The sequence below is a fragment of the Gemmatimonadaceae bacterium genome (assembly GCA_035606695.1).
Lineage (GTDB): Bacteria > Gemmatimonadota > Gemmatimonadetes > Gemmatimonadales > Gemmatimonadaceae > JAQBQB01.
This window is the reverse complement of record DATNEW010000026.1, coordinates 423778-437710: the sequence shown is the minus strand read 5'-3', so window position 1 is coordinate 437710 and position 13933 is coordinate 423778. Positions and strand designations below refer to the sequence as shown.

At 65.7% G+C, this 13933-nt stretch carries 12 protein-coding genes; 5 read left to right on the top strand and 7 right to left on the bottom strand.

Annotated features, from left to right (window positions below; genetic code table 11):
* The gene (locus VN706_12875) at window positions 1–948 is read right to left on the bottom strand and encodes a MerR family transcriptional regulator (GenBank protein HXT16523.1); all 948 of its coding nucleotides are present in this window, start codon (window positions 946–948) and stop codon (window positions 1–3) included.
* 39 nt (window positions 949–987) lie between these two features.
* Here VN706_12875 and VN706_12870 point away from each other — a divergent pair, with 39 nt between their 5' ends.
* Entirely contained in the window at window positions 988–1485 is a 498-nt protein-coding gene (locus tag VN706_12870; GenBank protein ID HXT16522.1) for a VOC family protein, read from the top strand.
* A 17-nt stretch (window positions 1486–1502) separates the two neighbouring features.
* Here the strand turns inward: VN706_12870 and VN706_12865 are convergent, their stop codons facing one another.
* Genes VN706_12865 through VN706_12855 form a run of 3 tightly spaced genes read right to left on the bottom strand, consistent with a single transcriptional unit; the run spans window position 1503 to window position 3468 of the window.
* Window positions 1503–2492, bottom strand: coding sequence for an NAD(P)-dependent oxidoreductase (locus VN706_12865; GenBank protein ID HXT16521.1), 990 nt, complete (start codon window positions 2490–2492; stop codon window positions 1503–1505).
* Window positions 2493–2506: 14 nt separating this feature from the next.
* Window positions 2507–2830, bottom strand: a complete 324-nt coding sequence (locus tag VN706_12860; GenBank protein HXT16520.1) for a hypothetical protein — start codon at window positions 2828–2830, stop codon at window positions 2507–2509.
* Entirely contained in the window at window positions 2830–3468 is a 639-nt protein-coding gene (locus VN706_12855) for a TetR/AcrR family transcriptional regulator (GenBank protein HXT16519.1), read from the bottom strand. The genes VN706_12860 and VN706_12855 overlap by 1 nt, the downstream gene beginning before the upstream one ends.
* A gap of 215 nt (window positions 3469–3683) precedes the next feature.
* Between VN706_12855 and VN706_12850 the strand changes: the two genes are divergently transcribed.
* Entirely contained in the window at window positions 3684–5888 is a 2205-nt protein-coding gene (locus VN706_12850; protein ID HXT16518.1) for a hypothetical protein, read from the top strand.
* 37 nt (window positions 5889–5925) lie between these two features.
* On the opposite strand, the gene VN706_12845 is transcribed toward VN706_12850, so the two are convergent.
* Window positions 5926–6804, bottom strand: a complete 879-nt coding sequence (locus tag VN706_12845; protein ID HXT16517.1) for a hypothetical protein — start codon at window positions 6802–6804, stop codon at window positions 5926–5928.
* Complete coding sequence (locus VN706_12840) at window positions 6801–7646, bottom strand: hypothetical protein (protein HXT16516.1); 846 nt, start codon at window positions 7644–7646, stop codon at window positions 6801–6803. The genes VN706_12845 and VN706_12840 overlap by 4 nt, the downstream gene beginning before the upstream one ends.
* 221 nt (window positions 7647–7867) lie before the next feature.
* Here VN706_12840 and VN706_12835 point away from each other — a divergent pair, with 221 nt between their 5' ends.
* The 3 genes from VN706_12835 to VN706_12825 all read left to right on the top strand — a co-directional run bounded on the left by VN706_12835 (window position 7868) and on the right by VN706_12825 (window position 13288).
* Window positions 7868–10180 carry a pyrroloquinoline quinone-dependent dehydrogenase gene (locus tag VN706_12835; protein HXT16515.1) on the top strand — a complete coding sequence of 771 codons (2313 nt, stop codon included), beginning with the start codon at window positions 7868–7870 and terminating at the stop codon, window positions 10178–10180.
* Between the two features lie 94 nt (window positions 10181–10274).
* Window positions 10275–10607, top strand: coding sequence for a PadR family transcriptional regulator (locus VN706_12830; GenBank protein ID HXT16514.1), 333 nt, complete (start codon window positions 10275–10277; stop codon window positions 10605–10607).
* Window positions 10604–13288, top strand: a complete 2685-nt coding sequence (locus VN706_12825) for an ABC transporter permease (GenBank protein HXT16513.1) — start codon at window positions 10604–10606, stop codon at window positions 13286–13288. The genes VN706_12830 and VN706_12825 overlap by 4 nt, the downstream gene beginning before the upstream one ends.
* 212 nt (window positions 13289–13500) lie before the next feature.
* On the opposite strand, the gene VN706_12820 is transcribed toward VN706_12825, so the two are convergent.
* A complete protein-coding gene (locus VN706_12820; GenBank protein ID HXT16512.1) occupies window positions 13501–13926 on the bottom strand; it encodes a hypothetical protein in 426 nt (141 codons plus the stop codon).
* Window positions 13927–13933 lie beyond the last annotated feature (7 nt).

Genomic DNA, 13933 nt, shown 5'->3' with positions numbered 1-13933 from the left:
TCAATCATATTGCGGTCCGGCTGCCTGTGAATAGCTCTCGACGCCGCGCATGAGCCACGCCCCAATCGCATAGCTTGGATGACTCGCGAGCTCCGGCTTGAGCACCGCCAACAACGCCCAGAATCGCGCCTCCTTCGCGTACAGGCCACGCTTCGCGTCGCGCAGCACATCGCGCGCGACGGCGCGCACGTCGCGACGTCCGCGCTGGCGTGCCATGTGACGGAGCCAACGACGAACGAACCGCTGCCCGGCCGCCTGCTCGGGATGGACTCCTCGACGGATCGCCGCGACGACGTCGTGATTGAGCCGCTTCATATTTCGGCGCGCGGCGGCCGACTCGGTGTGTGCGGTCGTCGCCCGCCGTTTGTGGTGCGCGAGAAACTCTGCATCCGCGACCAACTCGGCGAGCTCGAGCCACGCATCGAGCTGCTCGAGCGTCGCGTCGTCGGGAAGCTCGACCGACGCGAGACCGAGAATCGTCCGCTCGAGTTGCGGCGTCGCGCGTCCCGACATTCGCCGCGCCAGATGCTCCCGCACGAACCTCGCCTTGTCGGCACGCTCGAGCCGGGCGAGGCGCTCGAGCCGATGAATGCGTGCGACGTCGAGCGCGCCGTTCCCCTTCAACGAGACGCGAATCACCGCCATGCGCCGTCGAATCACTCGCGCCTGGTGCTCGAGCGCCCGAAGCTGCAACTCGGCCACCGCGCGAAGCTCCGACGCGCCGCGCAGCACGCGACCGATCGTCTCGAGGTCGAAGTCGAGATCGCGCAGCGCCCTGATCGCCTCCAGGCGAGCACGATCAGCTGGGGAGTACAACCGATAGCCAGCGGCGGTCCGCCGACTGGGCCGCAACAGCCCGAGTTGATCGTAGTGCCGAAGGATTTGCGGGCTGATTCCGGCTTCGCGCGCCAGCTCCCCGACCGTGACGTCCGCGACGTTCTGGCCCATACTTGACTCTACAATGATTGTAGAGTTTAGACTAGCTGCATGACCACGCCCAATCAACTTCCGACCACGCATCCCTACCGTATGGAACACTGGGAGCGTGAGATCTACGGCATGCCCGCGTTCCCGATGATCGCGACCAGCGATCTCGCCGTGTCGCGCGCGTGGTATGTGTCCACACTCGGCTTCGCCGATGTATTCACGATGAAGGGACCGGGTGACGCGCTGGTGCTCGCGCATCTCCGCTGGTGTAGGTGGGGCGACGTTTTGCTCACGCAGGCCCTCACTTCGGTCGACGGACCGCGCGGAGTCGGCATTACGCTCAACTTCATGACACTCGACGTCGATGCATTGGCCGAGCGTGCGCGGGTCGCCGGCGCGACGATTCTCGAGGGGCCGCACACTCGGCCGTGGAACGCACGCGACGTCACCATCGCCGATCTCGACGGCTACCGCTTGAACTTCACCGGGCCGACGCGTGACGCGAATCGTATGTCGTTCGACGACATCGTGCGGCGAGCGCAGGGAGCGGGCGGCTGATCGCCCACGCAGCTACGCTATGCGACCGGATAGGCTCCGCCCTGGTATGCATCTCCGTGATAGCCCTTGGAACCGATGGCGACGGCCAAGGGGCTGCGATGATCGCGGCCCTGACGCAGGCAATCCAGCGCGTGCGCGAAGTCATACCGCGGAGCCCAGCCGAGCTCGCCCCGAGCGAGCGCGTTGTCATACACGCGATCGATGGACTCCGGCAATCGCCAGCCAGCGTTGGCATACAGCCGCTCCGCGTCCGGGAATAACCGGCGGACAACGCCGGCCGCGTCCGTTCTCAACGCTGGCGCGTCTGCACGCTGAAACGGTGTGGTTGCCGAGATGATGAAGCGACCAAGCCCAAGTCTCGCGGCATTGTCGATCGCGAGCATGTGCGCGTCGACGACGTCCTGCACATCGACACGACGATGGAGGAGCTCGTTCGCCTGGGCGTTTCCCAGTTTGAATGCGGCGCGTTTGGCCGGATCATCATCCGGTTCAGGAAAGAAACGCGACGTTCGTAGCACGATGACGGCAAGATCCCGCTGTCGATGAAAGAGCTCACAGACGTTCTCGGCCGCGATCTTCGTGACGCCATACATGTTCTTCGGTACCGGTACCGTGTTTTCGGTGATCCAGGTGGCCGGGTCAGCAGCCCGCGGCACCAGCGCCGCTCCAAACGCGCTCGTCGTGCTGGTGAAGATGACGACTCGAACGTTGGCGGCGACCGCTTCTTCGAGCACGGCGAGCGTGCCGCTCACGTTCGTCTGCACGAAATCGTCCGCGCTGTGGGTAGCGAGATGCGGCTTGTGGAGCGACGCCGTGTGAATGACGGCGTCGACGCCCCGCAGGCACTCGCGAAGACAGGCCCTGTCGGTGATCGAGCCGACGACGTTGGTAAACGCCGAGGCCGCGATGTCCATGCCCACTGCCGGCTGATCGCGTTGCGCAAACGATCGCATCAGCGCCTCGCCCAGGTGCCCTGCACTTCCAGTGACGAGAATCTTCCGCGGCATTCGACAATGAGCGCTCAACGAACGACCGAGAACCAACCGTGACTCGACTCCCACGATGCGCTATCCGAGCCGTACCCCATTACCCGGCCATCGGCGAAGTTGAGCACCGCCGTGAGCGTGTGCCCCGACGCTGCGCGGTAGGACAACACCCATACGGTGTCGTTGATCTTTTCCGCGCCGTACCGCTGCTCGCGGACGGACACGCCGTTGTGCGGACCGCCGACGATCCGCCAGGTGATGCTGCCGTCCGCGTTCAAGTCGTGCTCGATCGGAACACCGGCCATCGGGCCGTCGTCGAACGTCCATGTGATGGTTCTGCCCGGCGCGAGATCCAGCATTATCGTTTCCTCCGGTGAGCGTTCGCTTTAGAGCTTACTCGAGAGCGTTTGCTGCTCGACGATGCGTTCGCCGACTCGGCGGCGATGGACAACCACTTTCCGGCGACGCGAAACGGCTCGCCGCTGCGCGACGCACGCGCGATGACGAAGGCGCCTTCCAACCCGAGGATGACCGCTTCGCCGAACGACTGCCGCCGCGCGTGATCTTCCCACGGCAGACGCGCGGCGATGCATGCGGCCCATTCCTGAAACACGCGTTCGCACACGCGCTGGATGGCCTTGTCCTCGGCCCTGAGATCCAGTGCGACGGCGCCCACGGCGCAGCCCTTGTCGGCGCCGCTATTGTCGAATCCCGCGGCGGCCGTGTCGAACAACGCCCGGACGGCCTGCGCCGGATCGCGCCCGTCAGCGAATATTCGCTCGAAGAGCGGCGGGAGTCTCGTGGCGTGCGCCTCGAGCGCCGCTTCGACCAGCTGCGCCTTGCCACCGGGGAAAAAATGATACAAGGAGCCGATCGGCGCATCGGCGCGCGCGACAGCGTCCTTGATACCGGTGCCGGCCATGCCGGATTCGCGCAGGAGGTCTTCGGTGGCGCGAATGAGTCTGGTGTGCGTGTCGGGTCGGGGGAGTTTGGCCACAGCTTCGATTATATAGACCGTTCTACTAATTGCAAGACCCGACGGCGAATCCCCGGAGTCGCTCCGCCGAGCACGACACAGATGCAATGGGCAAACGACCCATTGTCGATCCGTACACCGACGAAGACCTTGGAGTGCCCAAACCACCGTGGTGAGCCGTATGCGAATCGTTTCGCTGGTCCTGGTCGTCGCCACCGCGATCGATTGAGCGCACCATGTCGCATCCACGGCGACGCGAGCTGCGCGCACTGCTCCGCGCCATCGTCCAATGCGCCAACGACGAGCGATCGAACGACGAATTCGGCGAACGACTGCGACTGGCGTTCAGGAGCGGCGACCGGACTCGCCTCGTCACTCGAGCGATCGCCGCGTACGAACGCCTTGGCGAATTCGACACAGCGCGCGCACTCGTCGACGACGCCGACGCGCAGGACCGGTATCTCGCAATTCGCGCCCTCGCCGCGGCGCGCGCCGCGCGATCGATCGAAGAGGCATTGGCGCTCTCCGCAATGTTCACCGCGGCGGAACATGCAGAGATTCTCCACGGCATCGGCACGATGGTGCTCGACCGATCGGGGGCTCGTGGAGCGCTCGCGCGCTTCAAGGCGGCGCGGCAGATCGAATCCCCGCAGGTGCGTGACGGCGCGCTCCTCGCGCTGCTGGCCGAAGAGCTCGACCGCGAGTATCGCGGCAAGCCGCATCTCGTTCGGATCGCGCAGGCGATAGAAAATCCAATGCTTCGCACGACGGCGCTGTACGCGATCGTGCGGTATTACGCCACGCACCACGCGTGGCCGCTCGCGGCAAAGCTCGCTCACCAGTTGCCGCCGACTGCCGATCGCGACGCTCTCTTCGGCTGGTTGGTGGAAGAGAAGGCGGAAGACGTGGTTCACGGACACCGTACGCAGCGACTGCGTGAACCTGAATCGCCAAGCGCGAGCCGAGAGATCGCGAACGCCATTCAAGATTCTGAAGAACGTGTGCGGCTTCTCGAGTTGATCGAGCGCGAGGGCCGCGATGCGATCGAGTCGGAGGCGCCGGAGTTCCCGCCGTCGTCATTGCCCGACGAGGACGTTTTTCCGGTTCCGGAGATTGGAGCGTCGCTCCTGGCGGAATTTCGCCAGCAAGGCAAATCGGAAACACCGCTGCCGTTGTCGTTCATTGGCCCGCTCACAATTCGGTCGCTCAAACGCGTGGTGGATGCAGGCCCGTCTGGCCTGCCGCGCGACTTCGCCGCGTTCGACTCACTGAAAGCGGCGGCCGAACCACTGATCGCGGCGCGCGACATCAACGGCGCGATCGCGTTGGCTGCATCCGTCCGTGAGCGGTCGCCGCTCGGGCACGACGCGTACCTGCACTGGCTCGGGCGGAGATTGGCGAGCGACGGCGCGCCCACGCATGCACTCGCGGCGGCGGACGCGATCAGCAGCGCGTCGCCAAATGCGCGCGCACGTGTCGTGCTCGAGCTTGTCCGGGTGCTCTCCCAGCGCGGAGACCGCGGTCGCGCGCGCGACCTGGCCGAGGAGTTATGCGTGCAATGGCCACCCATGGCGGCGCGTGCGTTCGCGATCCTCGCCTCAGTCGCGCTCGCGTCGGGAAACGGCCGCGTTGAGCGCGCCGCACTGCGCGAGCTCGGCGATGCAATCGGAGCCGCGCGCCACAGCCGCTTTGGCCGACCGTGGGACGACGCCGTGTGTGAACCCGATATCGCAGACGTCGTCGAGACGCTTCGCGAACGGCGCGATGCCGCCGGTCTTCGCCTATTGTCGACTCGCGCCGGCTCGTGGCCGTTCATCGAGCACATGGCCGACGAGATCGAGGCGGCCGCGGTTCGCGATCGGGTCGCGAGCGATCTCGTTGCGGCACGATTGAGTTCGGCCCTTGGCCGCTCGCTCGCGCTCGCGCCGAGCGATGCGAGGGACACGCTCGTCATCGAGGTCGCGCGCGCGGCGCTCGAGCGTGGCGAGAGTCGAGTCGCGATCGACGCCGCGGCCAAGCTGTCGGAGGCGCACCGCGAGCGTGCGCTTCACGATCTCTCGATGCACTGGTTGTCATCCGGCGAGATCGACCTCGCTGTCGACGCGGCACGGCGAGTGAAGGGCGGCCGCTGGCGATTACCGTTGCACTTGGCCTTGGCCAGGCACTATCGGAATCACGGCTCCGCGTCGTCGAGCAAGAGGGCGCGGCGATACATGGCCGAGGCCATCGACTCGCTCGACGGCTATCTGCGGTGGCGCGATCGTGCGTCCTGGACCGAGCGCGGACAACCGGTCGAGCGCGAGCTCGTGACTCTCGCCGCCCAACACGGCTTCATCGGCCGCGTGATGCATGCCGTGCGACGCATCGATCCGACGACCCGCGGACCGCTGCTCTTGATGCTGCTGGACCAAGCCGAGGCGTCGAGCGAATTGGCGAGGTAGCGGCCGCACGCGAGTGCTGCGAGCGGAACCGCAAACCCTAGTCGATCCGCGCGTATTCGATTTTGAGCTCGCGCCGATCGCCGGCGGCGAGCACGATCAGCGCCGCCGACCAGTCGGCATCAGCATCTCTGAATGAGAATTTTTGTACAGCGATACCATTCGCGGCGGCCGCCTTCCCTTCCGCCTTCCAACCACCGGCAACGAGTTGGCGGGCGTAGTGCGCGAGCACGGAATCAGCGGGGATGGTCGTGACCACACTGGAGGTGACCGTTCCTCCAGAGCCGCTCCAGCTGCTTCCGCCGCCGCCAGTCGTCGTCGCACCTGGAGGCGGCGTCAACGGCGGCACCGTGACCGGGAGATGCCGCATCATCGACATGTCCGGTTGCTGCGTACAGCTCTGGCGTGCGCCTTCGCCGTCGACGACGTCGATGGCGATGACGCGCGGCGCATGCAGCGAATCGACCGCGCCGAAGGTGACCATCGTCGACGCCTTGCAGTATTGCTCGGGAATTCCCGGCGGCGGGTCGGTGGCGACGAAGCCCCCGGTTTTCGGCGGCATTTGTTGGAAGCGCGAATAACCGGCACGTGTGACGAGCGCTCGAACGATCTCCATTGGATCGCCCTGTTCAGAGAACGCGAATACCGCCGCGCGCAACCGGAACATCGACGGATCTCCAATGATGCCGCCGCCCAGCACGCGTGCGCCGGCCGGCACCAAATCGGCTGGCCAATCCGTTGGCGGGCGCCCGTCGAAGTACTGCGGTTTTCCGATGAACGAGGGTTCGAGGTTCATCGCCTGGGCGACGACGATGGGAATCGTCGGCTGTGTTTGCGCCCCGACTCGAGCGCCGGTGATCGCCAGCGTCGCGGTGAGAATACTCAAACGCGCGGCGTGCGTGCGTCGAAACGCGATCATCGAATGCCTCGCGGATTCATGTTCAACGAAAGAGTGAGCGCGTTGCCGCCGCCGACCGCCATGAGCACTCCTTCCCACGTCGATCCCGACGGCGTCGTCGCCTCGAAGAACTGGGCGGCGAGTCGATCGCTGATCGCGGCGGGCGCGGCGTGCCAACCGGCCGCGGTCAGTTGAGCGGCGTAGTGCGCGAGGATCGCCGACGGGACGAGTCCGGATCCGGTGACTTCGGCGTTCGAGTGCACGTCGGCGGACCCGCTTCCGCCACCGCTGCGCCCGACGTGAACGCCGGGCGGCGCGGTGAGCGCGGGGATCGTCAGCTCTTCGGGCTGCCGTTGCGGGGCAGCAGATACCGGGCACCGCATGTTACCGCGGTAGGGCCGATAGGTCACGCGCACGAGGTTACGGTTCGCTCCGGCAAGCTGCTCGGCTGACACGTAAGCGCTGTCGGAGCAGAAGAAATTGAATCGATCCGGCCCGCCGTTGGAGAATCCCGAACGCGGCGGCGAGGGTGGCCGAGTGAATCCGGCGTGTTGGAAGAGCTCGTCGAGGATGGGCGCGAGGCGGCGAGTCGTATCAGCGAAGACGACGGTGAGCTGGTCGGTGTTCGACATGCCGCCGACGATTCGAGCGGGCGCTCCTGGGACGAGCGTCGACGGGTACCCGGGCGGCAGCGTGCCGACGCTGTACACGGGCGCCGTGCGCGCCACCACGGCGCGGTCGGAGACGAGCGCGGTGACGAGGGGCGCGGGGATGAGCGTCGGCTCGACCTGGCGATGAGCGGCGCAGGCCGCAGCGAGCTGAAGACACGCGCCGAGGAGAGCGGCGCGGCTGACGCGGGTCACATGAAGATGACTGCGATGACAGCGCATACCAAAAACACTAATACATGATGTCGCGGCGGGCTACGTGGCCAGATCACGGCAGCCGGCGCCGACGATGCGGCGACGGCGGCATCGCGGCAGAAATCATCGTTTTTGTGTCATTGCAGACGCGTGTGCACGGCGCGATTCTCGATTAGCGATAGTCGTGTAGAGTTCGAGTACAACGCAGAGGAGAAGGCCGGATGCACCGATGGTGGACGTGGGCCCTTGGGATCGTGTTCTTCGGCGGGTCAGCCGGGCGATCGGCCGAGGTCGAGTGGTCGGCCTACGGACGCGATGCCGCGGGCACGAAGTATTCACCCGCGGCCGAGATCACGCGTGACAACGCACGCGATCTCGTGCAGGTCTGGACGTATCGCACCGGGGATTTTGCGCGCGGAAGCGGCACCGTCCGTGATGAAACGACTCCGTTATACGTCGATAATCTGCTCTATGTCTCAACGCCGTTCGGAGGCGTGCGCGCACTCGAGGCCGAGACAGGGCGCGAGGTCTGGTCGTTCGATTCCGAGCTGGATCTCTCGGCCGGTTACGGCGATCCGACCAACCGCGGCGTCTCGACGTGGGTAGACGCGCGGCGATCGGCGAACACCGCATGCCATCGCCAGATCTACGTCGCCACGCTCGATGCGCGGCTGATTGCGCTCGATTCACGCACGGGCAAGCGGTGTTCTGACTTCGGCAGCGACGGTCAGGTGGATCTCAACAAAAACCTCGTGAACGCGCCGCAATCGAAAGCGGAATACGCGGTCACCTCACCACCCGCCGTCATCGGCGACGTCGTGGTCGTGGGCTCGGCCGTCCGCGACAATGAGCGCACGGACGCGCCCGCGGGAATCGTTCGCGCGTTCGACGCGCGAACCGGGGCCGAGCGATGGAGTTGGGATCCTGTCCCGCGCACGCCTGAAGATTCGGCCTACGCAACATGGCGCGGAACCAACGCACATCACACCGGCGCCGCGAACGCGTGGTCGATCATCAGCGCCGACAGCGCGCGCGACCTGGTGTTCGTTCCAACGGGTAGCCCGAGCCCGGACTTTTTCGGCGGTGAACGTCTTGGGCGCAACGACTACGCGAACTCAATCGTCGCGCTTCGTGCATCCACCGGCCGCGTCGTGTGGCACTTCCAGGTCGTGCACCACGATCTGTGGGACTACGACGTGCCCGCGGAGCCGGCGCTCGTCGACATTCAGCATGACGGGCGCACCATTCCCGCGCTCGTGCAGACCACGAAGATGGGGTATGTGTACGTGCTCGATCGCACGACCGGCAAGCCGGTGTTCCCTGTCGAGGAACGCGCGGTACCGGCGAGTGACGTGCCCGGCGAACAAGCGTGGCCGACGCAACCAGTCCCGGCACTTCCCGCGGCGCTCGGACCCACGCGCTTCAATCCGAGCGACATCTTCGCTGTCTCCGATTCGGGCCGAGCCTGGTGCGCGGCGCAGCTGGCGAACGTCCGGTCCGAGGGCATCTTCACGCCGCCCTCGCTGCGCGGAACGGTCATCTTTCCGGGAAACATCGGGGGCTCGAACTGGAGCGGTGTCGCGATCGATCCGGCCCGGCAACTCGCGATCATTCCGTCGAATCGCATCGTCACGGTCGTCGATCTGATTCCGCGAAGCGACGTGCACGAGCGCGCGATGGGCGGAACGCGCTTCGACGAGTTCTCCCCGCAGAGCGGAACGCCATACGGCATGCGCCGGCGGCATTTGATCGCCCCGGACGGCGTGCCGTGCAACCCGCCGCCCTGGGGCGTGCTCACCGCGATCGATTTGCGCACGGGTGCAACACGATGGCAGCGGCCGTTCGGCACCGTGTCGTCGCTGAAAAAAATTCCGGAAAGCGCGAACTGGGGCTCGCCAAATCTCGGCGGAGCGATGCTGACCGGCGGTGCGCTGGGCTTCGCGGGAGGCGCCGTGGATCAACGCCTGCACGCGTTCGACGTCGAAACCGGCAAGGAGCTGTGGTCGGCCGTGCTGCCGGCGGGAGTACACGGTTCGCCCATGACGCTCGTTACGCCCTCGGGCGAGCAGCTCATCGTCGTCGCCGCGGGTGGTCACCGCGAGCTCAGCGACAAGCTCGGTGACAAGGTCGGCGACTATATCGTCGCGTTCGCGCTCCGCAAGCACGCGGTCGTCACGCGCGCGCCGCAATCAGTGGCGGCAGGCGATTACAAGGGCCACATCATCCTCGATCAATCGCGCCTTCCGCTGGACGTGCATCTCGCTATCGCCGGGGGCCGAGCGACGATGGAATTCGCAATCCCGAATCCAAAGGTCACCGGGCATGCGGTCGGCCGCGTATCGAACGACAGTCTCAGTGCGGACGGGACGTGGAGCTTCGAGGCGCAGCACTGTTCGGGATCGATTCGATTTCGCGGCACAACCGCGAATGGTGGCGGCGACCTGATTGGAGAACTGGAATACCTCGACGGCTGTTCCGATCATCGCATGAAACCGGGCACGTTCGCGGTTCGGCGAAACACACCGGGGAGCTGACCCGTTGCCTCATGTAGGCGCTCTACGTATAATACGTAGGCAAACTACAATTGAGGACACCGTCATGCCCCGCCAAGCGCCGCCCACTTCGCGCATGGAGCTACTACAAGGCACGCTGGATTTGATCATCCTCCAGACGCTCCGCTGGGGGCCCGCGCACGGTTACGGGATTCTGCGACTCATCCAATCGCAATCGGCGAACGCGCTCAAGATCGAGACGGGCTCGCTCTATCCCGCGCTCCAGCGGCTTCTGCGGCAACGCCTCGTCGCCGCGGAATGGACGGTGTCGGAGAACAATCGCCGCGTCCGCGCCTACCGTCTCACGCCAAAAGGCCGCGAGCGACTCGCGGCCGAGCGCTCGCAGTGGGAGCGGATGTCGAACGCGATCGCGGCGTTGATGCTGCCGCCCGCCGCGAAGGAAACGTGAGTCTCTCCGACTGGCTGCCCTGGCGCCGCGAGCGGCAAACCGTAGATCTCACCGACGAGCTTCGCGCGCACCTGGAACTGGCGGCCGCCGATCGCGTCGCGCGAGGGGAATCGCCCGAAGACGCGGCGCACAACGCGCGGCGCGAATTCGGCAACGCGGGACTTGCCCAGGAGATCGCGCGCGACCAGTGGGGCGCGGTGGGTACGTGGATCGAGCGAACCGTGCAGGACATTCGCTACGCCGCGCGCATGTTCCGGCGGGCGCCTGGATTCACGGCGATCGTGTTGTCCACGATCGCCCTCGGCATCGGTGCCTCGGCGGCGATCTTCAGCGTCATCGACGCGGCGCTGCTTCGGGATCTCCCCTACCCGCACGCCGAGCAGCTCGTCCAAATCGAGGACGACTTCCTCGGCACCGGTGCGCGCGACGTCGGGATGTCGGGGCCGGAGTGGCACGACCTGACGGCCTCGGGCGTCTTCGACGGGGTCTCACCGACGCAGTTCGACAACAACAACCTCACCGGGTTGTCGCGTCCGCAGCGCGCGGGCATCCTCATCGTCTCGCCGAACTACTTCTCCGTGCTCGGCGTGAAGGCACAGTTCGGATCCGTGTTCGATCCGAACGACGCGACGCCCGGCTTCAATGAGCAAGTTGTCATTAGCGACGGCTTATGGACGCGCGCGTTCGGCCGCGATCCGAAGGTGCTCGGACGCATCGTGCAGCTCGACTCGGACTCGTATCGCATCATCGGCGTAGCGCCGGCGGGATTTCAGGCGCCCGAGCATGCGGTCGAAGCGCGCGGAACCGAAATGTGGGTAGCCACCGGCTACGCCGGGCCGCCGATCACGACGTACATGTTGCGAACTCCCCTCGTTCCCGGCGCGATCGCGCGCGTACGTCCGGGGCTCTCGATTGCCGATGCGCAACGGCGGGTGGACGCGCTGGTCCATTCGCTGCGCCAGCAATTTCCGGCGGACTATCCGGCGGCGATCGACTGGCACGTGCGTCTCGTGCCGCTTCGAAAGTACGTCCTCGGCGATGTACGACAACCACTCCTCTGGATGCTCGGCGCCGTCGGGCTGGTGCTGCTCATCGCGTGTGCGACGGTAGCCAATTTGTTGCTCGCGCGCGCCACGAGCCGGAAGCGTGAGCTCGCCCTGCGGCAGGCGCTGGGCAGCGCGGCATCTCGGCTCATCCGGCAATTGCTGACGGAAAGTCTGCTGCTGTCCGTCGCGGGCGGAGTGCTCGGTGTCGCGGTCGCGTACATCGCTCGCGGGGGGATCGCGCGGCTGGTTCCCGAGGCGGTGCCACGCCTGAACACCGTCGCGATGGACTGGCGCGTGGTGCTGCTCGCGTTCGGCCTGTCGTTGATCGTCGGCGTGTTGTTCGGGATCGCGCCGGCGTTGCAGATTCGCCGTCTCGACGTGACGCGCGTGTTGAAGGAAGAAGGCCGTTCATCCACGAGCGGCGGAGAGCAGATGCGCACACGGCGCGCGCTCGTCGTCGCCGAGTTCGCGCTGACGCTGACGCTGATGATCGTGGCGGTGCTGCTCCTCCGCAGCTTCCGCGAGCTGCTCGCCGCGCCGCTCGGCTTCGATACGCATGCCGTGTCGTTCGTCCGTACGCGGCTGCCCTATCCGAACGACTCGACCGAGGATCTTTACCCGAGCGCCGGCGCTGAAGCGCCGTTCATTAGAGAAATCATACGGCGGGTCAGGACGCTGCCGGGCGTTCAGGACGTCGCGGTCGGCGGCGGGGCGGCGGTGCCGCTCGATCATCCGTACCCGGACCAGCCGATCATGCGGATCGTCTTGGAACGGCGGGCCGAGTCGGGCAATCAGCCCGTCTACACGACCGGCACGATCGTGACCCCTGAATACTTTCATTTGTTGCGGATACCGCTCGTCCGGGGCCGGCTGTTCAACGACTTCGATACCGACGCGAGTCCGACGGTGGCGGTGGTCAACGAAGCGATGGCGGAAAAGTATTGGCCCGATGGCAATGCGATCGGGCAGCGCGTGAAGCTCTCACCGCGCGCGCGGCAGTGGGCGACGATCGTCGGCGTGGTCGCGGACACGCGCGCGGAGTCACTCGCCACGGCGCGCCATCCGATCATCTATGCGAGCCTGTACCAGTACCAGCGAAAGCATTTCGCGATCTTCGTTCGGGGGCAGGTCGAGACGGCGGCGTTCGAACGCGACGTTCGCGCGCAGGTGCAGGCGGTGAACCCGTCGCTGCCCGTGTTCGGCGCGACGACGCTCGACGAGACGCTGTCGGCGTCTCTCCTTCCCCGTCGTTTCGCGATCGTGATGATCGCCGCGTTCGCGAGCGTGGCGTTGATGCTTTCGAGTCTTGGTATTTACGGAGTCATATCCTACATGGTGGGCGAGCGCTTCCACGAGATCGGCGTCCGCGTCGCCCTTGGCGCGCAGCGCGCGGATGTGTTGCGCCTGGTGCTTGGGCATGGGCTTAGGCTCGCGGTGGCGGGCGCCGTGGCGGGGATTCTCGGCGCGCTCGTGGTGGCGCGAGTGATGGGTGGGGTGCTGTACGGGGTTCGGCCGTGGGATCCGGTCATCTTCGTTGGGGTGAGCGGGGGGCTCACGTTGATCGCGATCGCGGCGTGTTATGTCCCGGCGCGGCGGGCGATGCGCACCGATCCGATGGTGGCGATGCGGGATTAGGGCAGCGACGCACGGTGGCGGGAATCGGGCTGGTGTTTTACGAATCGAGAGGAGTCACTTCACGGCGGTGACGGCGTCTCGAGCTTGCGAGATGACCTGGCAAGGATCCAAATGACTTTTCTGTTGCGAGCGAAGTAAGAAATACTTCGCGAAAAGCCGAACTCAATCGCAGCTCCGGCCTCGCTGCCAACGGCTCCGCCTCCCTTGAAGTTTCAGTCCTTCTCACCGGTACGTACTGCTCGGAGAAGCACCGCCGAGAATCCTCCGATTAGCACGGCCGAGATTAGCATTTGGAGCCAATTCTCATTCGACCATCGCGTCACGAAGCCGTACATGGACATCCCGACGCCGCTGACGACTGCGAACGCGGCAACCATGGCGACAAAGAATAAACCGAACGTTTGTCGCGTGAGCGGTTGAAGAGCGCCGATGATTGCACCTCCGGCCATACCGCAACCGAGGTATGCAACGACCAATGCAGGAAGTCGCACGCCAACGCGATCAAAGGGGGCCGCCCCACGCAGGCCGTACAGCACCAGCACATACATCACGTATAGGCAGCCAACCGCAAAGCCCAGTATCACCCACGTACGTATGCGATCTATAATTGCCGGATATCGAGCCGGACGGTGTGTCATTGAGTTT